The 23285-nt window shown below is 70.1% G+C and carries 18 protein-coding genes and 1 pseudogene; 12 read left to right on the top strand and 7 right to left on the bottom strand.

Annotation, left to right across the window (positions count from 1 at the left end; genetic code table 11):
* Window positions 1–9 precede the first annotated feature (9 nt).
* From T333_RS31825 to T333_RS31810, 4 genes are read right to left on the bottom strand one after another with little or no spacing between them, the layout of a single operon-like run.
* Window positions 10–894, bottom strand: a complete 885-nt coding sequence (locus T333_RS31825; protein ID WP_496426793.1) for a potassium-transporting ATPase subunit C — start codon at window positions 892–894, stop codon at window positions 10–12.
* Between the two features lies 1 nt (window position 895).
* Window positions 896–3049, bottom strand: coding sequence for a potassium-transporting ATPase subunit KdpB (gene kdpB, locus T333_RS31820; protein WP_357253774.1), 2154 nt, complete (start codon window positions 3047–3049; stop codon window positions 896–898).
* A gap of 1 nt (window position 3050) precedes the next feature.
* The gene (gene kdpA, locus T333_RS31815) at window positions 3051–4721 is read right to left on the bottom strand and encodes a potassium-transporting ATPase subunit KdpA (RefSeq protein ID WP_496426792.1); all 1671 of its coding nucleotides are present in this window, start codon (window positions 4719–4721) and stop codon (window positions 3051–3053) included.
* On the bottom strand, window positions 4722–5000 hold the full coding sequence (locus T333_RS31810) for a potassium-transporting ATPase subunit F (protein WP_354999300.1): 279 nt from the start codon (window positions 4998–5000) through the stop codon (window positions 4722–4724).
* A gap of 191 nt (window positions 5001–5191) precedes the next feature.
* Here T333_RS31810 and T333_RS31805 point away from each other — a divergent pair, with 191 nt between their 5' ends.
* The 9 genes and pseudogenes from T333_RS31805 (at window position 5192) to T333_RS31765 (ending at window position 14165) form a co-directional block, all read left to right on the top strand.
* Window positions 5192–6637, top strand: a complete 1446-nt coding sequence (locus T333_RS31805) for a serine/threonine-protein kinase (protein WP_496426791.1) — start codon at window positions 5192–5194, stop codon at window positions 6635–6637.
* 168 nt (window positions 6638–6805) lie between these two features.
* Complete coding sequence (locus tag T333_RS31800; protein ID WP_354999302.1) at window positions 6806–6964, top strand: hypothetical protein; 159 nt, start codon at window positions 6806–6808, stop codon at window positions 6962–6964.
* 71 nt (window positions 6965–7035) lie between these two features.
* Window positions 7036–9528 (top strand): annotated as a pseudogene (locus tag T333_RS31795) (ATP-binding protein); the annotation flags it as partial.
* Window positions 9529–10040: 512 nt separating this feature from the next.
* Entirely contained in the window at window positions 10041–10712 is a 672-nt protein-coding gene (locus T333_RS31790) for a response regulator (RefSeq protein WP_496426853.1), read from the top strand.
* Between the two features lie 150 nt (window positions 10713–10862).
* Window positions 10863–11330 carry an OsmC family protein gene (locus T333_RS31785; protein WP_354999304.1) on the top strand — a complete coding sequence of 156 codons (468 nt, stop codon included), beginning with the start codon at window positions 10863–10865 and terminating at the stop codon, window positions 11328–11330.
* A gap of 138 nt (window positions 11331–11468) precedes the next feature.
* Window positions 11469–11777, top strand: coding sequence for an acylphosphatase (locus T333_RS31780; protein ID WP_354999305.1), 309 nt, complete (start codon window positions 11469–11471; stop codon window positions 11775–11777).
* A 31-nt stretch (window positions 11778–11808) separates the two neighbouring features.
* Window positions 11809–12510: a hypothetical protein gene (locus tag T333_RS31775; RefSeq protein WP_354999306.1), complete on the top strand. Its 702-nt coding sequence runs from the start codon at window positions 11809–11811 to the stop codon at window positions 12508–12510.
* Window positions 12510–13676 carry a glutathionylspermidine synthase family protein gene (locus T333_RS31770; protein WP_354999307.1) on the top strand — a complete coding sequence of 389 codons (1167 nt, stop codon included), beginning with the start codon at window positions 12510–12512 and terminating at the stop codon, window positions 13674–13676. The genes T333_RS31775 and T333_RS31770 overlap by 1 nt, the downstream gene beginning before the upstream one ends.
* A 39-nt stretch (window positions 13677–13715) precedes the next feature.
* Complete coding sequence (locus T333_RS31765) at window positions 13716–14165, top strand: DUF350 domain-containing protein (protein ID WP_354999308.1); 450 nt, start codon at window positions 13716–13718, stop codon at window positions 14163–14165.
* A gap of 81 nt (window positions 14166–14246) precedes the next feature.
* On the opposite strand, the gene T333_RS31760 is transcribed toward T333_RS31765, so the two are convergent.
* Both T333_RS31760 and T333_RS31755 read right to left on the bottom strand, forming a co-directional pair.
* Window positions 14247–14873: an MBL fold metallo-hydrolase gene (locus tag T333_RS31760; RefSeq protein ID WP_496426790.1), complete on the bottom strand. Its 627-nt coding sequence runs from the start codon at window positions 14871–14873 to the stop codon at window positions 14247–14249.
* Window positions 14870–15955 (bottom strand): S-(hydroxymethyl)mycothiol dehydrogenase, encoded by a 1086-nt coding sequence (locus T333_RS31755; RefSeq protein ID WP_496426789.1) that lies wholly within the window; start codon window positions 15953–15955, stop codon window positions 14870–14872. Before T333_RS31755 ends, T333_RS31760 begins: the two co-directional genes overlap by 4 nt.
* A gap of 181 nt (window positions 15956–16136) precedes the next feature.
* Here T333_RS31755 and T333_RS31750 point away from each other — a divergent pair, with 181 nt between their 5' ends.
* Window positions 16137–16562: a DUF1707 SHOCT-like domain-containing protein gene (locus tag T333_RS31750; protein ID WP_357253764.1), complete on the top strand. Its 426-nt coding sequence runs from the start codon at window positions 16137–16139 to the stop codon at window positions 16560–16562.
* Between the two features lie 167 nt (window positions 16563–16729).
* Entirely contained in the window at window positions 16730–17677 is a 948-nt protein-coding gene (locus tag T333_RS31745; protein ID WP_496426788.1) for a DUF4231 domain-containing protein, read from the top strand.
* 244 nt (window positions 17678–17921) lie between these two features.
* On the opposite strand, the gene T333_RS31740 is transcribed toward T333_RS31745, so the two are convergent.
* Window positions 17922–19376 carry a hypothetical protein gene (locus tag T333_RS31740; RefSeq protein WP_496426787.1) on the bottom strand — a complete coding sequence of 485 codons (1455 nt, stop codon included), beginning with the start codon at window positions 19374–19376 and terminating at the stop codon, window positions 17922–17924.
* Window positions 19377–19650: 274 nt separating this feature from the next.
* On the opposite strand from T333_RS31740, the gene smc reads away from it, so the two are divergent.
* Window positions 19651–23265, top strand: coding sequence for a chromosome segregation protein SMC (gene smc, locus T333_RS31735; RefSeq protein WP_496426786.1), 3615 nt, complete (start codon window positions 19651–19653; stop codon window positions 23263–23265).
* Window positions 23266–23285: the final 20 nt, after the last annotated feature.

Raw genomic sequence — 23285 nt, 5'->3', positions numbered from 1 at the left:
GCCAGGAACTCAGCCGCGGAACGGGTGCGTGCTGTCCAGGTCGAGGTTCAGCTCGACCACGTTGACCCGCGGCTCACCGAGGAACCCGAGGGTCCTTCCCTCGGTGTGCGCCGCGACGAGCGCGCGCACCTCCTCCTCGGAAACGTTGCGTTCCTTGGCGATCCGGGGCACCTGGAGCTCCGCGTAGGCGGGGGAGATGTGCGGATCGAGTCCGCTGCCGCTCGCGGTGACCGCGTCGGCGGGAACCACCGGGTCGGCGGGCGCGTCGCCGCGAATCGGCACGAGGCGGCCGACCGAGTAGTCGACCCCCTCCTCGGCGCACTCGACTCGCACGCCGTGGTAGGCGTCGACGAACGGCGTGGCGGGGCACGCCTGGTTCACGCTGATGACCTGGACCGGACGCGAGATCTCGCCATTGGCGTCGCGCGGACCGATCACCGAGAGCACCGCGCCCACACCGTCGTTCGTGCAGAACGGACGGGAACCGTCGACCCCCTCACGGTCGCCGATCTCCTTGCTTCGCGCGCACACGGTGCTCAGCAGGCTCGCTCGACCCTCGGGATCGAAGACGTTCTGGTCGACGATGTCCTCGGGTCCCAGGTTGCTCGCCGCCGTGGACAGCGGGTCGTAGCCGTCACCGGCGGCGGACGGGCGGCTCTGGAAGTACTGGGCGAGCGCGTTGCCGTCGGCGTCGGTGAACGACTGGCCGATCAGGCTGCTGCCCACCACTTTTCCGTCCGACTCGAGCAGCGAGCCGTCGGCTTTCTCGTTCAGCCCCGGCAGTTGGCCGATCGCGAAAACTGCCAGTGGATAGACGATTCCGGTGATCGCGGTCAGCACCAGCAGAGCGCGCAGTGCGGCAAGGTGTTGCCGGATCCAAGTGGACATACGCATGTCAGGACATCCCGGGGAGGAGGTGGACGACGAGATCGATGAGCTTGATGCCGACGAACGGCGCGACGATGCCGCCGAGGCCGTACACGGTCAGGTTGCGGCTCAACAGTTTCGACGCGTGCGACGGTCGGTAGCGAACGCCGCGCAGCGCCAGCGGGATCAGCGCCACGATGACGATCGCGTTGAAGATCACCGCGGACAGGATCGCCGACTGCGGACTGGCCAAGCGCATGATATTGAGCAGGTCCAGGCCGGGGAACAGCCCGACGAACAGCGCCGGGATGATGGCGAAGTACTTCGCGATGTCGTTGGCGATGGAGAACGTGGTCAGCGCGCCGCGCGTGATGAGCAGCTGTTTGCCGATCTCCACGATCTCGATGAGCTTGGTCGGGTCGGAGTCGAGATCGACCATGTTGCCCGCTTCTTTGGCCGCCGAGGTGCCGGTGTTCATCGCGACACCGACGTCGGCTTGGGCAAGGGCGGGGGCGTCGTTGGTGCCGTCGCCGGTCATGGCGACCAGGCGTCCGCCGTCCTGTTCCTTCTTGATCAGCGCGAGCTTGTCCTCGGGGGTGGCCTCGGCGAGGAAGTCGTCGACGCCCGCTTCGTCCGCGATCGCCTTGGCGGTCAACGGATTGTCGCCGGTGATCATGACGGTGCGGATGCCCATTCTGCGCATCTCGTCGAAGCGCTCCCGCATGCCCTGCTTCACCACGTCTTTCAGGTGGATCACGCCGAGCAGCCGGGCGACGCCGTCGTTGATCTCGCCGACGACCAGCGGAGTGCCGCCGGAGGCGGAGATACCGTCCACGATGACGCCGATATCGTCGGGCACCGAACCGCCGTTGGCGCGCACCCATTCGGTCACCGCGCTCGCCGCCCCCTTGCGCAGCCGATGACCGTCGGCGAGGTCGACGCCCGACATGCGGGTCTGCGCGGTGAATTCCACCCAGGTCGCGCCGGTCAGCTCGCCGGGGGTGCGCTCGCGCTTGTTGTAGGCCTGCTTGGCGTACACCACGATCGAGCGGCCTTCCGGCGTTTCGTCCGCGAGGCTGGACAGCTGCGCGGCGTCGGCCAGCTCGTCGTCCGGAATGCCGGGCATCGGAAGGAAATCCGAGGCCTGCCGGTTGCCGAGCGTGATCGTTCCGGTCTTGTCGAGCAGCAGCGTGTTCACATCGCCCGCGGCCTCGACCGCGCGGCCCGACATGGCGAGCACGTTGCGCTGCACCAGCCGGTCCATGCCCGCGATGCCGATCGCCGACAGCAGTGCGCCGATGGTGGTCGGGATCAGGCAGACCAGCAGCGCGACCATGACGATCCCGGTGATGCCGTCGGCGTTCAGCGCCGCCGTGTCCAGCACGCCGGGGTTGTTCGCCTTCGAGAAGATGGCCAGCGGCTGCAAGGTGACGACGGCGAACACGAAGATGATCGTGAGCGCGGCGAGCAGGATGTTCAGCGCGATCTCGTTCGGCGTCTTCTGCCTGCTCGCGCCCTCGACCAGGGCGATCATCTTGTCGATGAAGCTCTGCCCGGGCTCCTGGGTGATGCGGACGACGATCCGGTCCGAGAGCACGGTGGTGCCACCGGTGACGGCCGAACGGTCACCGCCGGATTCCCGGATGACGGGGGCGGATTCGCCGGTGATGGCCGATTCGTCCACCGAGGCGATGCCTTCGACGACGTCACCGTCGCCCGGGATGACCTGCCCCGCCTCGACCACCACGTGGTCGCCGCGACGCAGTTCGGGTGCGGCGACCCGCTCTTCGACCACCCGCGCGCCGGGCGACCAGTCGACCAGGCGGCGCGCCACCGTGTCGGTCTTGGCCTTGCGCAGCGTGTCGGCCTGGGCCTTGCCTCGGCCCTCGGCGACCGCCTCGGCCAGGTTGGCGAACAGCACCGTGAGCCACAGCCACGCCACGATGGCCCAGGCGAACACGCTCGGATCGGCGATCGCGAGCACGGTCGACCAGGCGGCGCCGACCTCCACGATCAGCATCACCGGATTGCGCCACAGCGTGCGCGGGTCCAGCTTGCGCAAGGCGTCGGGCAGCGAGGTGAGCAGTAGGGCGGGGTCGAGCACGCCGCGGGCGACCTTGTGGTCGCCGCGTTCCGGCGTTGTCTCGGGCCGGATGTCGGGTTCGGTTGCGGTACCGATCATGTCAGTGGATTCCTTCGGCGAGCGGCCCGAGCGCGAGCGCGGGCAGGAAGGTGAGCGCGACCAGGATCACGGTCACGCCGACCACCAGCCCGACGAACTGCGGGCGATGGGTCGGCAGCGTGCCGATCGACGCGGGCGTGGTGCCCTGCTTGGCGAGTGATCCGGCGAGCGCGAGCACGAAGATGATCGGCAGGAACCGGCCGAGCACCATGGCCAGGCCGAGTGCGGTGTTGTACCACTCGGTGTTGCCGGTGAGGCCCGCGAAGGCGGAGCCGTTGTTGTTGGCGGCCGAGGTGAACGCGTACAGCACCTCCGACAGGCCGTGCGGCCCGCCGTTCAGCATGCCCGCGCGCTGGCCGGGCAGCGCCATGGCGATCGCGGTGAACGTCAGCACCAGCAGCGGGCTGATGAGGAAATACGAAGCGGCCAGCTTGATTTCGCGCGGCGTGATCTTCTTGCCCAGGTATTCCGGTGTGCGTCCGACCATGAGGCCCGCGACGAAGACGGTGATCACCGCGAGGATCAGCATGCCGTACAGGCCGGAGCCGACGCCGCCGGGCGCGACCTCGCCGAGCTGCATGTTGAACATCACCATCATGCCGCCGAGGCTGGTGTAGGAATCGTGGAACGAGTCCACGGCACCGGTGGAGGTGAGCGTCGTCGAAGCCGCGAAGGTGGCCGAATTCGACACGCCGAAGCGAGTTTCCACGCCCTCGGTGGCCGCGCCGATGGCCGTCGGCACGGTTCCGTGGTGCTGCAGCTGGAACAGGTTGGTCAGCGCGATGCTGGCCAGCGCGATCGTGCCCATCACCGCCACGATCGCGTAGCCCTGCTTGGAGCTGCCCACCATCCGGCCGAAGGTGCGCGGCAGCGAGAAGGCGATGACCAGGAGCAGGAAGATCTCGATCCAGTTCGTCCAGGTCGTCGGGTTCTCGAAGGGATGCGCGGAGTTGGCGTTGTAGAAGCCGCCGCCGTTGGTGCCGAGTTCCTTGATCACCTCTTGGCTGGCGATCGGGCCGCCGGTGATCGTCTGCTCCGCGCCCGCCAAGGTCTGCGCGACCTGGTCGTGCAGCTGGAAGTTCTGGATGACGCCGCCCGCCACCAGCACGATCGCGAAGACGAACGCGATCGGCAGCAGGATGCGCAGCGTGCCGCGCACCAGGTCGACCCAGAAGTTGCCGAGATCACCGGTGTGCCTGCGGGCGAAACCGCGCACCAGCGCGATCGCGACCGCCATGCCGACCGCGGCCGAGACGAAGTTCTGCACGGCGAGCCCGGCCATCTGCACCAGGTGCCCCTGGGTGGATTCGCCGGAGTAGTTCTGCCAGTTGGTGTTCGTCACGAAGCTGACCGCGGTGTTCCAGGCCAGCGCCGGGGTCATCTCGGTGCCCGGATCGTTCAGGTGCAGCGGCAGTTTGTCCTGGATCAACTGGAAGAAGAACAGGAACAGGATGCCGACCGCCGAGAACGCGAGGACGCTGCGGGCGTAGACGCCCCAGGTCTGCTCGACTTCCGGCTTCGCGCCGATGGCGCGGTAGATCAGCCGCTCCGCGCGGGAGTGCTTTGTGCTGCTGTAGACGCGGTACATGTAGTCGCCGAGGGGGACGTGCACCAGGACCAGCGCCAAGACCAGGGACGCCACGAAGACGATCCCCGCGGTTGTCGTGTTCACCTAGAACCTCTCGGGGAAGAGCAGGGCCGCCACCATGTAGACGGCGACGAGAACGGCGAGCGCGAGACCGATCAGGTTCGCGGTCACAGCTTCTCCACCCCTCGTTGAATCAGACCCAGCAGTGCGAACACCGCGATCGTGAGCGCCGTGAACACCACGACAGACATGACTTTCCGACCTCCTTGCGCTCCCGGATGTGGAGCGCACAGCGAGTACAACGCTCGTTCGTCGTGGCAGGCCGCCTCCCTGACGGGTTCTTAGCGCCTCGTGCCTCGGCATTGACGATCCGTTAACGGGCGGGTCGCTGGACGAACCGGTCGTAAACGTGCGGGCCGCACCCCTGCCACACACATCGCCTCGACGGGGCGACCCGTGGTGATCGGCGTCCGCCCGCCCGCCCGTTCCGCGCCGAGCCGGAGCAGAAGGGTGCGGTAGCGTCACGGTGTCGAAGGCGTGCGGAAGGAGCGGTCGTGTTGGGGGTGGGTGCTACCTTCGCCGGCTATCGGCTCGAAGGGGTGCTCGGGCAGGGCGGAATGGGTACCGTCTATCTGGCTCGGCATCCGCGGTTGCCGCGCAGTGTCGCGTTGAAGCTGTTGAACCAGCAGGTTTCCACCGATCCCGAGCTGACTCGGCGGTTCGAGCTGGAGGCCGATGTCGTTGCGCGGCTGGAGCATCCGGGGATCGTCGGGGTGTTCGATCGCGGTGCGGAGCAGGGGCATCTGTGGATCGCGATGCAGTACATCCGCGGCATGGACGCCTCGGCGTGGAATGGTCGAGCGCAGCCGGTGACGACGACGGCCCGGCTGATCGGGGAGACGGCGGCGGCGCTCGACTACGCGCACAGCCGGGCTGTGCTGCACCGTGACGTCAAACCCGCCAACATCCTCTTCGCCGACGCCGCAGGTGGCCGCGAATCACATTCGGTACTCACCGATTTCGGTATCGCCCGGCTCACCGACGCCAACACCCACCTCACCGCCACCGGCACCTTCACCGCCACCATCGCCTACGGATCGCCGGAGCAGCTGTCGGGCGAGGTGGTCGACGAGCGCGGCGATCAGTATTCCCTGGCCTGCACGCTGTTCGCCATCCTCAGCGGACATCCGCCCTATGCGGCCACCAACCCCGGCCAGGTCGTCATGGGCCATCTCTCGAAGCCGGTGCCGCGGCTCACCGCCACGCGCCCGGATCTGCCGCCCGCCGTGGACGCCGTCCTGGCCCGCGCCATGGCCAAGCAGCGTGCCGAACGGTTCGGCAGCTGTTCGGAATTCACGACCGCGTTTCGGGATGTGCTCGAGGGCAAGCATGTCGTGATGCCCGCGGCGCCGACGGTACACCCGGTCGAGGATCGGCGACCGGAGCAGTGGGTCGATCCCGCGGCATGGCCGACGCCCGGTGGGCCGGTCCCGATGGCCGGGCCGCACCCGCTGGCTGCCGCAGGCGGTTATCCCTGGCCGGGCTGGGCCGGACCGCACGACCCGGCCCCGTCGAAGGCCGCCGCGGTGGTCGCGGGACTGCTCATGACGCTCGTCGGATTGCTCAGTGGCGCCCTCTTCGTTCTCGGCGCGATCGAGACAAGCGAAATGGTCGAGACCCGTTCCGATGGTGCGGCGGAGTCGTTCCTCGCGCTCGTGGTCGTCGGAATCGTCACGGTGCTGTCGGGCGGTTCCGGACTACTGCTGTTCATGGCCACCCGGGTCGGCCGTGTCCTGGCAATCGTCTCTTCAGCTATCGCCGTACTGCTGGCTACCTTCGGTATCGGTGCGGCCATAGTGACGAAAAACGGCGACCCATTGGGGCCTTCCGTTCTCGGTTTCCTCTTTTTCGGCACTGTGCTCATCTGTGCCTCAGCCCGCTCCACCGGCCGCTGGATCGCCCACCGCGCCGCCATCCGGAGTGCGAGAAGGCGGCGCTGAAACCGCTTTCGACCGACCACAAGGATGGCGTCAAGGACGGGGCGGAGAGCGTCAAGAGACCGTAAAGACGCGTGGTGGACGGCGGTGACGGCGGTATTCGTGTAGTGGCCGGCCAGGCGGGGCTTTCAGCGCAACCGGTGCCCTTCTTGTTCTGTGGAGAGGATCGATATGTCGACCGTCACCATCGCGGTGCTGCTCGGATTCGTGTGCTGCGCGCTGGTCATTCGGGGGTTCGCGCTGCGCGGGGAGGCGGTCGGGCCGCGGCGGGCGACCGTCGGGGGCCGGCGCGTACGGCCGCGGGACGCCGCGCGGACCGTCGATGCGTGAGGGTCGACGCAGCGCGCCGACTGATTCGAGGGATTCGCGGCGTGGCTGCTCGGAAGAGCGATGATGGACAAGTGAAACGCGGTCGACTACGCATCTACCTCGGTGCCGCGCCGGGCGTCGGCAAGACGTACGCCATGCTCGGCGAGGCGCACCGGCGGCTGGGGCGCGGTCGCGATGTGGTGGCCGCGGTGGTCGAGACGCACGGCCGGGCCAGGACCGAGGAGTTGCTGGCGGGTATCGAGCGGATACCGCCGAAGTTCATCGAATACCGCGGCGCGCGGTTCCCGGAACTCGATGTGGACGCGGTGCTGCGGCGCGCGCCCGCGGTCGTGCTGGTGGACGAACTCGCGCACACCAACACGCCGGGCAGCGCCAACAAGAAGCGCTGGCAGGACATCGAGGTATTGCTCGCCGCGGGCATCGACGTCATCTCGACGGTCAACGTTCAGCACCTGGAGAGCCTCAACGACGTCGTCGAGCGGATCACCGGCATCCAGCAGCGCGAGACGGTCCCGGACGCCGTCGTCCGCGGCGCCGAACAGGTCGAGCTGGTGGACATCACGCCGGAGGCGCTGCGGCGCAGGCTTTCGCACGGCAACGTCTACGCGGCCGACAAGGTGGACGCCGCGCTGCGCAACTATTTCCGGCCGGGCAATCTCACGGCGCTGCGCGAACTCGCGCTGCTGTGGCTGGCCGACCAGGTCGACGCCGCGCTGGCGAAATACCGGGCCGACCACCACATCACCGAGCTGTGGGAGGCGCGCGAACGCGTCGTCGTCGCGGTGACCGGCGGGCCGGAGTCGGAGACGATCGTGCGCAGGGCGAGCCGGATCGCGACGAAATCCAGCGCTGATCTCGTCGTCGTGCACGTGGTGCGTGGGGACGGGCTCGCGGGCGTCTCGACCGAGCGGCTCGCTCGGCTGCGCGAACTCGCGGCCAGCCTGGACGCCTCGCTGCACACCGTCACCGGTGACGACGTGCCCGGCACGCTGCTGGAGTTCGCCCGCGAGGTGAACGCGACCCAGCTGGTGCTCGGTACCTCGCGGCGTTCCCGGTGGGCGCGCATCTTCGACGAGGGCATCGGCTCGGCCGTCGTGCAGCGCTCCGGGAAGATCGACGTGCACATGGTCACCCACGAGGAGGCCCATAACGGCGTGCGCTGGCGCGGACTGGTGCCGCGTCAGCCCGCTCTCGCCTGGACCGCTGCCCTCCTGGTCCCGATGCTGGTGTGCGTGCTCAGCGCCACCGTGCTCGACGCCCACCTGCAGCTGGGCGGGCTCAGCGCGGTGTTCTTCATCGGGGTAGTGGCGGTCGCGCTGCTCGGCGGTGTGCTGCCCGCCTCGTTCTCGGCACTGCTGTCGGGGTTGCTGCTGAACTGGTTCTTCACCGATCCGCGCTACAGCCTCACCATCGCCGAACCGGACAACTTCGTCACGGTGGTGGTGATGTTGATCGTCGCCCTCGCGGTGGCGGCGCTGGTGGACGTCGCCGCCAAGCGAACGCGGCAGGCGCGCAAGGCCTCCCGCGAGGCCGAGCTGCTGACCATGTTCGCCGGTGCGGTGCTGCACGGCGCGGACCTGCCCAATCTGCTCGAACAGGTGCGCGAGACGTTCGGGCTGCGGGCGGTGAGCATGGTGCACGGCGGCGCCGTCGTCGCTGAGGTCGGCACGGAACCGCCCGGGGAGCAGGGTGCGGCCGACACCGTCATCGAGGCGGGGGACGGCACAAGCCTGCTGCTGCTCGCCGGACGCACGCTCGACGCGGCGGACCTTCCGGTGCTCAACGCGGTGGCCAACCAGGCGGCGGGGCTGGTGCGCCAGGCCAGGCTCGCCGAGGAGGCGGGCGCCGCGGCGGCGCTGCTCGAGGCGGACCGGTTGCGCCGTGCATTGCTCTCTGCGGTTAGCCACGATCTGCGGACGCCGCTGGCGGGCGCGAAAGCCGCGGTATCCAGTCTGCGCAGCGACGACATCGAGTTCTCGCCGGAGGACACCACCGAATTGCTGGAGACCATCGAGGAATCGGTGGACCAGCTCACCGCGCTGGTCGGCAACCTGCTCGACTCCTCGCGGCTGGCGGTCGGCGTGGTCAGCCCGCAGCTGCGGCAGGTGTACATGGACGAGGTGGTGCACCGCGCATTGGTGAGCGTCGGGATGGGCGCCCGCGGTCTGCGCCGCGCGGCGATGAACCGGGTGGAGGTGTCCGTCGGCGAGGTGTCGGCGCTGGCCGACGCGGGTCTGCTGGAGCGCGTGCTCGCCAATCTGATCGACAACGCGATCCGCCACTCACCGCCCGACAGCCCGGTGCGGGTGACCGCCGAGCGTGCTGGCGACCATGTCGCGATCGCGGTGGTCGACCGCGGACCCGGGGTGCCGCCCGGCGCGGAGGAGCAGCTCTTCGAACCGTTCCAGCGGCTGGGCGATCGGGACAACACCACCGGCGTCGGCCTCGGGCTCTCGGTGGTGCGCGGTTTCGTCGAGGCGATGGGCGGCGTGGTGCACGCCGAGCCGACGCCGGGCGGTGGGTTGACGATGCTGGTCGATCTGCCCGCGGCGGAGTCGGCTGCGCCGGTCGTGGAGGAGGCGGCGGAGGTGCGGGCCGAAGCGTGGACGGCCGGTTCGGAAAGCGCGGACGCACGAGGCGCGGCCGAGGTGGCGTCGGCGGTCGGCCTCGACGGGGGCGAGAGGCCGAGTGCGGCCGAGGTGTCGGAGCGTAACCGTGCGGCGCCAGAGCCCGGGTCGGCGGTCGGCGTCGACGGCGGCGGGGCGACGAGCGAGGTCGAGGTGCCGGGGGGAAGCGGTTCGGCGTCAGCGCCGTCGTCGGAGTCAGCGGCGGGCGGCGGGATCGCGGCGAGCGAATGGCGCCCGGCCGGGGTCGGTCGCGAGTCGTCCGGCGCGGCTTCGGTGGAGCGTGTCGGGGCCGGGGAGGATGGTAGAGACGGCGGTGGCGCGGCGCGGGCCGGAGGTACGCCAGGATGACGAAGGTGGTGGAACGTGGTGAAACGGATCTGGCCGCACGGGAATTCGTGGTGAGCGACGTCAGGCCGGAGGCCGAAGCGTCGAAGCCGCCGCCGACCAAGGTGCTGGTGGTCGACGACGAGCCGCAGATCGTGCGCGCGCTGCGGATCAACCTGTCGGTGCGCGGCTACGAGGTGATCACCGCGGGCACCGGCGCCGCCGCACTGCGCGCGGCCGCGGACAAGCACCCCGACGTGGTCATCCTCGACCTCGGGCTGCCCGACATGGACGGCATCGAGGTGCTCGGCGGACTGCGCGGGTGGTCCAGCGCGCCGGTCATCGTGCTTTCGGCGCGCACCGACTCGACCGACAAGGTGGAGGCGCTCGACGCGGGCGCCGACGACTACGTGACCAAGCCGTTCGGCATGGACGAACTGCTGGCCCGGCTGCGTGCCGCCGTGCGCCGCGGCGCCACCGACGGCGAGACGTCCGATCCGGTGGTGGTCACCGATTCGTTCACCGTCGACCTGTCCGCCAAGCAGGTCACCAAGGACGGCGCGGCCGTCCATCTCACGCCGACCGAGTGGGGGATGCTCGAGATGCTGGTCCGCAACAAGGGCAAACTCGTCGGCCGCAAGGAACTGCTGCGCGAGGTGTGGGGGCCGTCCTACGCGACCGAAACCCACTATCTGCGGGTCTATCTCGCGCAGCTACGCCGCAAGCTGGAGGACGATCCGTCGCGGCCGAAGCACCTGCTGACCGAGGCGGGCATGGGGTATCGCTTCCAAGTCTGAGCGGAGCCGCGCCTTCCTCGGACAGGCGTGGGCTGTCGACGCACGGCGTCGGATGGCCGATGTGGCCGCGGTCGCACCCAGGAATGGCGTCCGCTCGCACGCTGTTGGCAGGCGTGAGCCGTTCCCGACGAAGATGGCAGGATCGAACCCATGGCTGAACCAACCGTTGCCCCCGCGACCGGCGCCACGGCGTCTACCACCGTGGAGCCGACCACCCTCTGGGTCGAGCGCACCGGCACCCGCGCGTACACCGGACGCAGCTCCCGCGGCGCCGAGGTGCTGATCGGATCGCAGGGCGTGCCCGGTGTGTTCACGCCCGGCGAGCTGCTGAAGATCGCGCTGGCCGCCTGCTCCGGCCTGAGCGCGGACTTCCCGCTCTCGCGCAAGCTGGGCGACAACTTCGACGCGACCATCCACGTCGCGGGCGACGCCGACCGGGAGAACGAGGTCTACCCGCAGCTGGACGAGGTGTTCGAGCTCGACCTGAGCGAGCTCGACGAGGAGGCGCGCGAGCGGCTGCTGGTCACCGTGCAGCGCGCCATCGACAAGGTGTGCACCGTGGGCCGCACGCTGAAGGCGGGCACCAAGGTCACGCTCGCCTTCGACATCGACTCCTGACAGCAGTGCCGGGCGAAGTGCGCATCGCGCTACGCCCGAACCGTTCCCGAGCGCCCGTCCGCACCTTTCTGCGGCCGGGCGCTCGGCATGTCCGGCCCCCTGCGCCGCGCGCGGCGATCGGTACGGCATTCTGAGCGGATGACTGAGACTCCGCACGGCGCGGCCGAATCCACCGACCGGGTCCGGCTCGGCGCCTGGGTGCACGGCACGGTGCAGGGCGTCGGTTTCCGCTGGTGGACACGGTCGCGTGCGCTGGAACTCGGTCTGGTCGGTTCCGCGCGGAACGCCCCCGACGGACGCGTGCACGTGATCGCGGAGGGCACCCGCGCGGCATGCGAGCGTTTGCTGGAACTGCTGCGATCGGGTGATACGCCTGGCCGGGTGACTTTGGTTGTGGAAAGCTGGGAGCCTCCGCGGGGTGATTCGACCGGATTCGAGGAGCGCTAGTGGTGGATCCGACGGCCATGGGGAGAGATCGGTGAGCACGCAGAACCCGGGCGACGGGGACCAGCGGCGTCCCGAGGAGCCCGCCGAGCAACCGGAGTGGACCACCCCTGAGCTGAACGTGCCGGAGCCGCCGGACCTGCCGGGGCCGAGTGAGCAGGGACCGCCGCCCGGTCCTCGACCGGGCCGTATTCACCGTCAGGAACCCGGCGTCACCCAGCCCCGCCCGCCGACCGTGGCCGAGGCGCGCGCCAGGGACAAGGCGCGCAAACGCGCCGCCGAGGCGCAGCGCGCGGCCGAAGCGGCGGCCGAAGCCAAGAAGCGGACTCGCAAGCGCGTGCTGATCGGCGGCGTCGCCATCGTCGGCGTCGCGGGTCTCGTCGGCGGCGGCTATCTGGCGTACCGGGCGCTCACCGCGCCCGACGAGGTCACCGCCTACTGCGTGAAGAACGAGAACGGCCAGGAGATCGTCGTCGAGGACAAGTACTGCACGCCCGGGACGACGGGTTTCGTCGACGACAGCGGCGGCGGCTCGCACGGCCACGCGGGCCCGATCATCATCTACGGCGGCGGCCCGCAGTACCGCTACTACTACGGCGGCAACAACACCGTCGGCAAGCCGCCCGTCGGCGGCTCCACGCTGAAACCCAAGGGGGCCCAGATCACCACCAAGTCCGGCACCACCATCCAGCGCGGCGGACTGGGCAGCAAGAGCACCGGCGGCGGTGGTTCCTGATGCGTCGAGTCCGCGGCACGCCGCGCCAGGACTGGAAGCGGATCATCGAGGGGCAGGGCTTGGTCTACGGCGCTCCGGGCCGCGACGCCAGCGGGCAGCCGCGCCCGTACTGGGACGAGTCGGTGCACTACGAGTTCGACATGCCGGAGATCCTCGCGCTCGAGGCCGATGTCGAACTGCTGCACTCGATGTGCCTGAACGCCGTCGAGCACGTCGTGCTCACCGAGCGGTTCCGGGATTTCGGTCTGCCGGAATGGAGTTGGGAGCCGATCGCCGAATCCTGGCGTCGCGGTGACCCGCACGTGTACGGCCGCTTCGACCTGCGCTACGACGCGCGCCGCCCGGCGAAACTGCTGGAGTACAACGCCGATACGCCGACCTCGCTGCTGGAGGCGGCGATCGTGCAGTGGCACTGGCTGACCGCGCAGTATCCCGACGACGACCAGTGGAACTCGTTGCACGAGAAGCTGGTCGAGCGCTGGGGTGAGTTGCGCGACCAATTGCCCTCCCCGCAGCTGCATTTCACCTGGTCCTCCGCCGACGCCACCGGCGAGGACAACGTCACGACGGCCTACATGCAGGAGACCGCCGCCGAGGCGGGCTTCGACACCATCGCGCTGCCCATCGAGGAAGTCGGATTCGACACGGAGCTGGAGCGTTTCGTCGATCTGGCCGAGGCGCCGATCGAGTCCGTCTTCAAGCTCTACCCCTGGGAGTGGGTGCTCGACGACGATTTCGGCAAGCGCGTGGTGCAGAGCCTGCCGCAGACCATGTGGATCGAGCCGCTGTGGAAGACACTGCTCAGCAACAAGGCGATCCTGGCGATTCTGTGGGAGATGTATCCCGGGCATCCGAATCTGTTGCCCGCCTATCTCGACCAGCCCAACGAGCTCACCGAATACATCCGCAAACCGAAGCTCGGCCGTGAGGGCGCCAATATGACGATCGTCGGCGCAGGCTTGGAGACCGCCACCGGCGGCGTCTACGGCGCCGAGGGGTTCGTGTACCAATTGCTCGACCCGCTGCCGGAATTCGACGACATGCGGCCTGTGCTCGGCGCCTGGATCGTCGGCGACGCTTCCGCGGGCCTCGGCATCCGGGAGACCGCGGGACTGATCACCGACGACGCCGCGGCGTTCGTCCCGCACCGCATACCCACCGAATAGACCACTCACCCAGTAGGGATTACTTCCGGAAGGACCACGATGACCGCAGTCGCCCTCGAATCGGGGTACTGGAGCGCGCTCGGCGAAGGCGTAGGGGCGATCATCCTCTACGCGCTCGTCGGCCTCGCGCTGATGCTCGTCGGCTTCTACGCCATCGACCTGACCACCCCCGGCAAGCTGCGCGGGATGGTGGCCCAGGGCAAGCCCAACGCGATCATCGTCACGGCGGCGGGCATGCTGAGCATGGCGTTCATCGTGGTGCTCGCGATCTTCGCGGCGGGCGGCAAGCTCGCCGAGGGCCTGATCGCCGCGCTGGTGTTCGGTCTGGTCGGCATCATCGCCCAGGTGATCTCGGTGCGGGTCGTCGAGCGCGTGCTCGGCATCGACATCGGCACCGCGCTGCACGCGGAGAAGTTCACCACCGAGGTGCTCGTGGTGGCGGCCGCCCACTTCGCGCTCGGCCTGGTGGTCGCGGTCGCCATTCTCTGACCGATTCGAGCGCGGCGAGTCGTGCGGGCGACGGCGACCCGGCTCCGCGTCCGGTTCGCCCAGTGACCGACATCCGAGTCGCTAGTGCCCGCGGGCGATCCAGTCGGCGAGCGACGGCTTCTCGGCGCCGATGGTGGTGCCCTCGCCATGGCCGGTGTGCACCGTCGTCTCCTCGGGCAGCGTGAGCAGGCGGTCCCGGATGGAATCGATGATGGTGTCGAAGTCGGAGTAGGAGCGGCCGGTCGCGCCGGGGCCTCCGGCGAAGAGCGTGTCGCCGGTGCACAGCGCGTGCAGCTCCGGCAGGTAGAGGGAGACCGAGCCGGGCGAATGGCCCGGCGTGTGCAGGATCTCGATCTCGGTGCCAGCCACCGAGATTCGCGCCGTGTCGGCGAGCGAGCGGTAGTCGGCGTCCGGATGGGTCATCCGCCACAGCGGTTCGTCGCCGGGATGCAGCAGGACGGGCGCGTCCAGGCGCTCGGCGAGTTCCGGCGCGACGGTGACGTGGTCGTTGTGGCCGTGCGTGCACAGCACCGCGACGACGTGCCGCCCGCCGACCGCGGCGACGATGGTGTCGGCGTCGTGCGCCGCGTCCACCACGAGCACCTCGCGGTCGTCGCCGACCAGCCAGACGTTGTTGTCGACCGCCCAGGTGCCGCCGTCCAGCGAGAAGGTGCCCGAGGTGACCACTCGGTCGATGCGCGCGCTCACCAGACCACCACCGAGCGCAGCACCTCGCCCGCGTGCATGGCGGCGAAGGCGCGCTCCACCTCGTCGAGCGCGATCCGCTCGGTGACGAAGCGGTCCAGCGGCAGCCTGCCCTGCCGGTACAGGTCGACGAGCATCGGGAAGTCGCGCTCCGGCAGGCAGTCGCCGTACCACGAGGACTTCAGCGCGCCGCCGCGGGAGAACAGGTCGATCAGCGGCATCTCGATGGTCATGTCGGGGGTGGGGACGCCGACCAGCACGACGGTGCCCGCGAGATCGCGGCTGTAGAAGGCCTGTTTCCAGGTCTCCGGGCGGCCGACCGCGTCGATCACCACGTCGGCGCCGAAACCGTCGGTGAGTTCCTGGACGCGACTCACCACGTCCTCGGTACTGGCGTCGACGGTGTGGGTGGCGCCGAACTCCTTGGCCCAGGTCAGCTTTCGCGGGTCGCGGTCGATCGCGACGATGATGCGGGCACCGGCCAGCCGGGCGCCCGCGATGGCGGCGTCGCCGACACCGCCGCAGCCGATCACCGCGACGGTGTCGCCGCGCGAGACGTTGCCGGTGTTCATGGCGGCGCCGATGCCCGCCATCACGCCGCAGCCGAGCAGGCCGGCGACGGCGGGGTCCGCCTCGGGATCGACCTTGGTGCACTGTCCTTCGTGCACCAGCGTCTTGTCGGCGAAGGCGCCGATGCCCAGCGCGGGGCTCAGTTCGGTGCCGTCGGTGAGCGTCATCTTCTTGCTCGCGTTGTGACTGGCGAAGCAGTACCAGGGGCGTCCGCGTTTGCACGCGCGGCACTCGCCGCAGACGGCGCGCCAGTTCAGCACCACGAAATCGCCGGGGGCCACGTGCGTGACCGCCGCGCCGACGGTTTCCACCACACCCGCCGCCTCGTGGCCGAGCAGGAACGGGAATTCGTCGTTGATGCCGCCCTCGCGGTAGTGCAGATCCGTGTGGCAGACGCCGCAGGACTGGACACGCACCACCACGTCGTGCGGACCGGGATCGGGGACGACCACGTCGACCAGTTCGACCGGAGCGCCGATGGCTCGGGCGATGACGCCGCGCACGGTTTCGGACACGAAATCCTCCTCGAAGCTCGCATGCCGCCGTCGGCACCCGATCCATCTTGCCGTGCCGCGCGCCGCGCGGGGAGGTGTCCGGTGAAGTCCGCGCCTGCCGAGGGTTGACATTCCACATTGGAGGGTGCAGGCTATGGGTAATATTCCACTGTGGAGGGTGGAATCGTCGATAGGAACTGGCATGGACATCTCGACCGGCACCCGCGCCTCCGATGCGGAACGCGACCAAGTCGTCCGGTTGCTCGGCAGGCACATGGCCGACGGTCGCCTCGACCTGGCCGAATACGATCAGCGGGTCGCGCGCGTCTACGGCACCACCACCCGCGACGACCTGCAACTGGTGCTCGCCGACCTGCCGAAGCTGACGAAAGAGTCCGCCGCGCAGCCGAAGTCGCGGCCGCGGATTCCGGTGTGGCAGCGCATCGAGGGCGGCAGCTGGCTCGGTGTCAGCATCCTGGTGCTGGTCATCTGGGCGGCCATCTCGATCGGCGTCGGCGAGTTCACCTACCCGTGGCCGGTCTGGGTCATCGGACCGTGGGGCGCGGTGCTGGCCTTCCGCATGCTCACCGGCTGGGAATCCGGCGGCGCCTGCAAGCGGGCGAGTTAGGCGACGTCCGCCTTCGCTCCGGCCGGGCGCGGTCTGCGGTCGGCCGGAGCCCACGAGGCGGCGGCCGCCCGAACCTGTCGCGGCAGGCCGAGTGCCACCCGGCCGATTTCCCGGACGGCGCCATCGCCGCAGGTGAGAATACGAGGCGTGCAGCCGAGTAGGCGATCGTGAGCGACGACGAGGCAGTCGCGGCGCTGTGGGCGCGGCGAATGCGCTGGGCCCGGGCCGCGGATACCGCGAAACGGCGTGCCGACCGCACCCGGGTCGCCGTCCTCTGCCTCAGCGGCCTGGGTGCGATCGCCACGGCGGCGACCGCGACCGTCCTGCGCACGTCGGGCCTTCCGCAACTCGTGGTCGCCGCCCTCGGTGCGGTCTGCCTCGCCCTGGCGACGTTCCTCGCCGCGCATTTCCTGACCCCCGCCGAACTCCGTCGCTGGACCAGGGCCCGCGCCGTCGCGGAGAACATCAAACAGGTGATCTACCGGTTCCGGGCCAGGGCGCGCCCCTTTCGCGACGCCGACGCCCTGCTCCGGCTGCACCGGGCCGTCGGTGAAATCGAGGAGTCCGCCGACGATCTGCTGCCGTTTCTGACGTCGAACGGTGCCGACGCCGCCGCGCTCGCCGCCTCCAGGCCGCCCCCGGTGCTGACCCCCGACCAGTACGTGCGGGATCGGGTGCAGGGCCAGATCACCGGCTATTACGACCGCAGGGCCCGCGAATACGCCGCACGGGCGCGACGGTTGCGCGCGGCGGCCCTGCTGCTCGGCGTGGCGGCGACCGTGGTCGCCGCCATCGGAGCGGTCCTCGTCGGCGCCTCGTCCAGCTCGGGCCGAACCACCTGGGCCGCCAACCTCACGCCGTGGGTCGCCGTGCTGACGACGCTCGGCGCGGGAGTCGCCGGTTACCTGGCGGGCCGCCGCTACGAGTTCCTGGTGATGAGCTACTCCGCGACCGCCCGGCGGCTCGGGCAGCTGCTACGCGAGTGGCGAGCGGAGGGCTCACCCACCGACGAGCCACGCTGGACGACGTTCGTCGACGACTGCGAAACGGTGATCGCCCAGCAGAACGAGACCTGGGTGGCGAAATGGGCGGAGCCTCAGCACGACGGACGGTGAGCGTCGCGGCTCAGCCTGCGCCGAGTCGGCATCATCCGAGGTGGAGCGCGACTCGATACACCGGACGCGCCCGATCGGGGCCTGCTTACCGGACTCGGTGCTGTCGACGCGTCAGCGAGCCGTTCCGGCGAAGATCGCATCCAGCGGCAGGCGAGGACAAGAGCGTGTGAATCGCACCGCTCCGGAGCGCCGATCGGAAAAGCTCACGGGCCGCTCCATGGACGGTCGGTAGTGGCGAATGCGCTCATCGGTACCGGTGTGCGCGGCGGCGCTCGAGGGGCGGGGGCGGGTAGCCGCGGTCGGGCGGTTCCGTGGAGTGCCTGCTGGTGGGCGCGTCATAGGCGGGCGTGTGGTGCGGTGGGGCGGCTCGGTCGGACGCGGCTTCGTAAGCGGCGGCCGCGGCGGGCATGCGCGGTACAGGGCGGTCCGGTGCGGACGGCGAAGCGGCCGCCGCCGGAGCACTTTTCGGTGTCGGATGGTGGTCTCGCGAGGGTCGGTCGGATGCTGGTTCGCCCGCTGGTCGCGGCGGTTCGTAGGACTGCCGGGCGCGCCCGGTGGTCGCGCGTTCGGCTGGGCGCTCGCGCCGAGGAAGGGCGGGACGGTCGTCCACGGCTTCGGAGACCGCCGCGGCGCGGTGCGTTTCGGAAGCTTTTGCGGCCTGGCGAGTTTCGGCAACGTTTGTGCCGCGGTGCGTTTCGGAAGCCTTTGCTGCTCGGCGAGTATCGGAAGCTTTTGCGGCTCGGCGCGTTTCGGAAGCCTCAGCGGCTCGGCGCGTTTCGGCAACGGTTGCGGTGCGGCGGGTTTCGGAGCCGTTGGTGGCGCGACGTGATTCGGCAATGGTGGTGGCGCGGCGGGTTTCGGTAGCGGTTGCGGCGCGGCGGGAAACCGGTGTGGCGCGACGGGAGTCGGGAGTCCGCACCGCCTGCCGAGTTTCGGACACCTCCCGCGGTGATCGCTCCCGCGACCTGGTGACGCTTGCTCTCGTAGCCACCGGCTCCCGACCGCTCGTCGACCGTGCGGACCGCTCCGGTACCTCGTCCTCGCCGCGGCCACCCGGCAGCGCCCTGGCGCTTTCGTTCTCGGGCAGGCGGCGCATGCCACGGAAGATCGGCAATTTGGTGGTGACGCGACTCGGGTGGTCGCCCTTCTCGCGGTAGGCGGCGGCGATACCGTGCGCGCGCAGCCAGGCGCCGGGGTCGTCCCGGATCTCCGGACGCGAGTCGAGGACGACGTCCTCCAGGAGATCGATCAGATCGCTCTCGCTGTCGCCGCCGAGCGCGGCGCGGATGGCGGGGAAGACCGCAGGGCGGAAGGTCCAGGACCATTCGTGGCCGGGATGGGGTCCGGTGTAGTCGTGTCCGTGCAAGACCAGATTGCCCGACTTGGCGATGCGGGCACGCACCGTGCGCCCGTCGGACTCGATGCGGCACTCGCGCGGCGCGTCCGCCGGACCGGCGTCACGCGCGGGCTCGGGCGCTTCGGCTTCGTCGAGTTCTTCCGCGCGGGCGATCTCGAACCAGGCGACGACCATGGCGGCGGCGCCGAGCGCGGCCGCGATCGCCAGCTCGATCCAGACGTCGGTCGGCACGACCCGCCGCGTCCGCTCGCACGCGTGCAGGAACAGCAGACAGCCCACGACGAGCGCGGCGATCCGGGCAAGCCGGAGGGCCGTGCCGGTGTCGACCGAAGGTGCGCGCATCCGCTGATTGCTCCCGAACAAAGACATTGCCGCTGCCGAATCAGACAGGATCGTAAGGCCAGTAGGCCTCTGGCGGGAGATGAGCGGCCTCGAGCACATCGAAACGCGCGACATCGCCGGTCGGCTCGTCAACCTGTAGCGCACCGGTCGCGTCGGACCCTGCCCGCGCCGTGGTGCGCCGCCCGCCGACGAGCGATGCGGCGGCAGGCGGATACCATGGCTGGTCGCCCCGCGGGGATGTGTCCGACCACCGCGCACGGAAAGGTCGTCGAATTTGCACCTGAAGAGTCTGACGTTGAAGGGCTTCAAGTCCTTCGCGTCCGCGACGACGCTGCGCTTCGAACCCGGTATCACCTGTGTGGTCGGCCCGAACGGTTCCGGCAAGTCCAACGTCGTCGACGCGCTCACCTGGGTGATGGGCGAACAGGGTGCGAAGGCGTTGCGCGGCGGCAAGATGCAGGACGTCATCTTCGCGGGCACGGCGGGACGCGCCCCGCTCGGCCGCGCCGAGGTGACGCTGACCATCGACAACTCCGACGGCGCGCTGCCCATCGACTACGCGGAGGTGTCGATCACCCGGCGCATGTTCCGCGACGGCGCGGGCGAGTACGAGATCAACGGCAGCTCCTGCCGGTTGATGGACGTGCAGGAACTGCTGAGCGATTCCGGCATCGGCAGGGAGATGCACGTCATCGTCGGGCAGGGCCAGCTCTCCGCGATCCTGGAATCGCGGCCCGAGGACCGCCGCTCCTTCGTCGAAGAGGCCGCGGGCGTGCTGAAACACCGCAAGCGCAAGGAGAAGGCGGTCCGCAAGCTCGACGCGATGCAGGCCAATCTCGCGCGCCTGACCGACCTCACCACCGAACTGCGCCGCCAGCTCAAACCGCTCGGCAGGCAGGCCGAGGTGGCGCGGCGCGCGCAGACCGTGCAGGCCGACCTGCGCGACGCGCGCCTGCGGCTGGCGGCCGACGACTTGGTGACTCGCCGCGGTGAACTGGAGAGCCAGCAGAGCAAAGAGGCCTACGCCCGCGAACAGCAGATCACCGTGCAGAGCGAGCTGGACGCCGCGAACGCCGCGCTGGCGCAGCAGGAATTCCAGCTGTCCAAGCTCACGCCGAGCGCGGAGGCCGCGGCGCAGATCTGGTTCCAGCTCTCGGCGTTGGCCGAGCGGGTCAACGCGACCATCCGCATCGCGGGCGACCGGGCTCGTCATCTCGACACCGAGGCGCCCGTCGGCACCGGCCGCGACCCCGATCAGCTCGAGGCGGAGGCCGATCGCGTCGAAGCCGAGGAAGCCGAGCTGCGCGAGGCCGTCGAGATCGCGGTCGAGACCTTGGAAGCCGCCAGGGAGCAGCTGGCCGAGCGCGAGTACGCGGCGAAGGCCGCCGAGCAGGCGCACCTGGCCGCGGTCCGCGCGATCGCGGATCGGCGCGAGGGACTGGCCCGGCTCTCCGGCAAGGTCGACACGTTGCGGACGAGGGCGCAGTCGGTGGACGCGGAGATCGCCCGCCTCTCGGTGGCGATCGCCGAGGCCAGGCACCGCGGCGAGGCCGCGCAGGCCGAATTCGACAGCGTGCAGGACGAACTCGGCGAACTCGACGCGGGCGAAGAAGGCCTCGACGCCCAGCACGAGCACGCCGTGCAGGCGCTGGAACTGGCCGATCAGCGCGTCACCGAACTGCGCGAACAGGATCGGGACGCGAGCAAGCGGGTGGCCTCGCTGTCCGCGCGCATCGAGGCGCTCGGCATGGGTCTGGCCCGCCGCGACGGCGCCGCCTGGCTGCTGGAGAACCGCGCCGACGGGCTGCTCGGTTCGCTGTCGGGATTGCTGCGCGTGCACACCGGATTCGAGGCGGCCGTCGCCGCGGCGCTCGGCCCACTCGCCGACGCGGTGGCCGCGGACACCGAGGATTCCGCGCAGGCAGCGGTGGCCGCGCTCAAGGAGGCCGACGGTGGCCGGGCCGCACTGGTCTTCGGCGCGGCCGACGCGGCACGCGCGACCGGCGGCGCGCTGCCCGGTTCGGCCCGCTGGCTGGTCGACGTGGTGGAATGCCCGGACTCCGTGCGGGCGGCCATCGGCGCGCTGACCGCGGGCATCGCGGTGGTCGACGATCTCGCGGCCGCGACCGAACTCGTCGCGGCCCGCCCCGAGCTGCGGGTGGTCACCCGCGACGGCGATCTCACCGGCACCGGCTGGCTGCTCGGCGGATCCGACCGCGCCCCGAGCCAGCTGGAGATCCAGGCCGACATCGACGCCGCGAAGACCGAACTGATCGCCGCGCAGCGGCACGCGGAGGAACTGGAGGCGGCGCTCTCCGGCGCGCTGGCCGAACAGGCCGATCGCAAGGAGTCCGTGGACCACGCGCTGCTCGCGCTGCACGAATCCGATCAGGCGCTGATGGCTATCTACGACCGTCTCGGCAGGCTCGGTCAAGCCGCCCGCGCCGCCCAGACCGACAGCGACCGGCTTGCCGCCCAGCGCACCGAGGCGGAATCCGCGCGGGAGGAGGCGCTGGCGTCGCTCGCCGAACTCGAGGACCGGCTGCGGCACGCCGAACTCGAACAATCCGAGATCGACGCCGACGGCATCGGCGCCGCGGGCACCGAGTCCGCGGGCCGCGATCGCGAGGAGGCGGCGGCCGCGTTGGCCGAGGCCCGCTCCATGGAGGTCGAGGCGAGGCTCGCCGTGCGCACCGCCGAGGAACGCGCGGAATCGGTTCGCGGCAAGGCGGATTCGCTGCGCCGCGCGGCCCGCGCCGAACGCGAGACGCGGGCCCGCGCCGAACGCGCCCAGGCCGCGCGCCGCCAAGCCGCCGCGGTGGCCGCCGCCGTCGCGGAGTCGGGCGCGCGGGTGGCCGCGGAGCTGGAGAAGGTGGTGGCCGAGGCCAGCGCCCGCCGCGACGACCTCGTTCGCCGCCGCACCGAATGCGCGGCGCAGGTCGAGCAGGTCAAGGAGCGGGTGCGCGCGCTGAGCACCCAGCTGGCCCAGCTCACCGACGCGGTGCACCGCGACGAGGTGGCCAAGGCGCAGGCCGCGCTGCGGATCGAGCAGCTGGAGACGACCATCGCCGAACAGTTCGGCATCGCGCTGAACGACCTGATCGCGGAGTACGGCCCCGACGTGCCGCTGCCGCCGTCACCGCTGGAAATGGCGGAGTACGAGCAGGCCAAGGAGCGCGGCGAACAGGTCAGCGCGCCGCAGCCGATGCCCTACGACCGGGCGAGCCAGGAGCGTCGCGCCAAACGCGCCGAGAAGGACCTGGCCACGCTCGGCAAGGTGAACCCGTTGGCGCTGGAGGAGTTCGCGGCCCTCGAAGAGCGCTACAACTTCCTGTCCACGCAGCTCGAGGACGTCAAGAACGCGCGCAAGGACCTACTCGACGTGGTCGCCGAGGTGGACGCGCGCATCCTGCAGGTCTTCACGGAGGCCTACGCCGACGTGGAGCGCGAGTTCGTCCAGGTGTTCGCCAAGCTCTTCCCCGGCGGCGAGGGCAGGCTGCTGCTCACCGACCCGTCGGACATGCTCACCACCGGCATCGAGGTGGAGGCCCGCCCGCCGGGCAAGAAGGTCAAGCGCCTTTCGCTGCTGTCCGGCGGCGAGAAGTCGCTGACCGCGGTCGCGTTGCTTGTGGCCATCTTCCGCGCCCGGCCCTCGCCGTTCTATGTCATGGACGAGGTCGAGGCCGCGCTGGACGACACCAACCTGCGCAGGCTGATCGGGCTGTTCGAGCAGCTGCGGGAGAAGAGTCAGCTGATCGTGATCACGCACCAGAAGCCGACCATGGAGATCGCCGACGCGCTCTATGGCGTGAGCATGCGTGGCGACGGCATCACCCAGGTCATCTCGCAGCGACTTCGCGGCGAGAACCTAGCGCCCGCGTCGGCATGAGCATCTCCGCCCTCACTAGG

The sequence above is a fragment of the Nocardia sp. CNS-044 genome (assembly GCF_059570515.1).
This window is presented reverse-complemented; position numbering and strand designations above follow the sequence as displayed.

Bases quoted from the DNA above. Each gene is read 5' to 3' on its own strand.
- T333_RS31770 (WP_354999307.1), top strand. From the start codon at position 12,510: ATGCGTCGAGTCCGCGGCACGCCGCGCCAGGACTGGAAGCGGATCATC.
- T333_RS31750 (WP_357253764.1), top strand. From the start codon at position 16,137: ATGGACATCTCGACCGGCACCCGCGCCTCCGATGCGGAACGCGACCAA.
- T333_RS31740 (WP_496426787.1), bottom strand. From the start codon at position 19,376: ATGCGCGCACCTTCGGTCGACACCGGCACGGCCCTCCGGCTTGCCCGG.
- T333_RS31780 (WP_354999305.1), top strand. From the start codon at position 11,469: ATGACTGAGACTCCGCACGGCGCGGCCGAATCCACCGACCGGGTCCGG.
- T333_RS31765 (WP_354999308.1), top strand. From the start codon at position 13,716: ATGACCGCAGTCGCCCTCGAATCGGGGTACTGGAGCGCGCTCGGCGAA.
- T333_RS31800 (WP_354999302.1), top strand. From the start codon at position 6,806: ATGTCGACCGTCACCATCGCGGTGCTGCTCGGATTCGTGTGCTGCGCG.
- T333_RS31785 (WP_354999304.1), top strand. From the start codon at position 10,863: ATGGCTGAACCAACCGTTGCCCCCGCGACCGGCGCCACGGCGTCTACC.
- kdpB (WP_357253774.1), bottom strand. From the start codon at position 3,049: ATGATCGGTACCGCAACCGAACCCGACATCCGGCCCGAGACAACGCCG.
- T333_RS31810 (WP_354999300.1), bottom strand. From the start codon at position 5,000: ATGCCGAGGCACGAGGCGCTAAGAACCCGTCAGGGAGGCGGCCTGCCA.
- T333_RS31825 (WP_496426793.1), bottom strand. From the start codon at position 894: ATGCGTATGTCCACTTGGATCCGGCAACACCTTGCCGCACTGCGCGCT.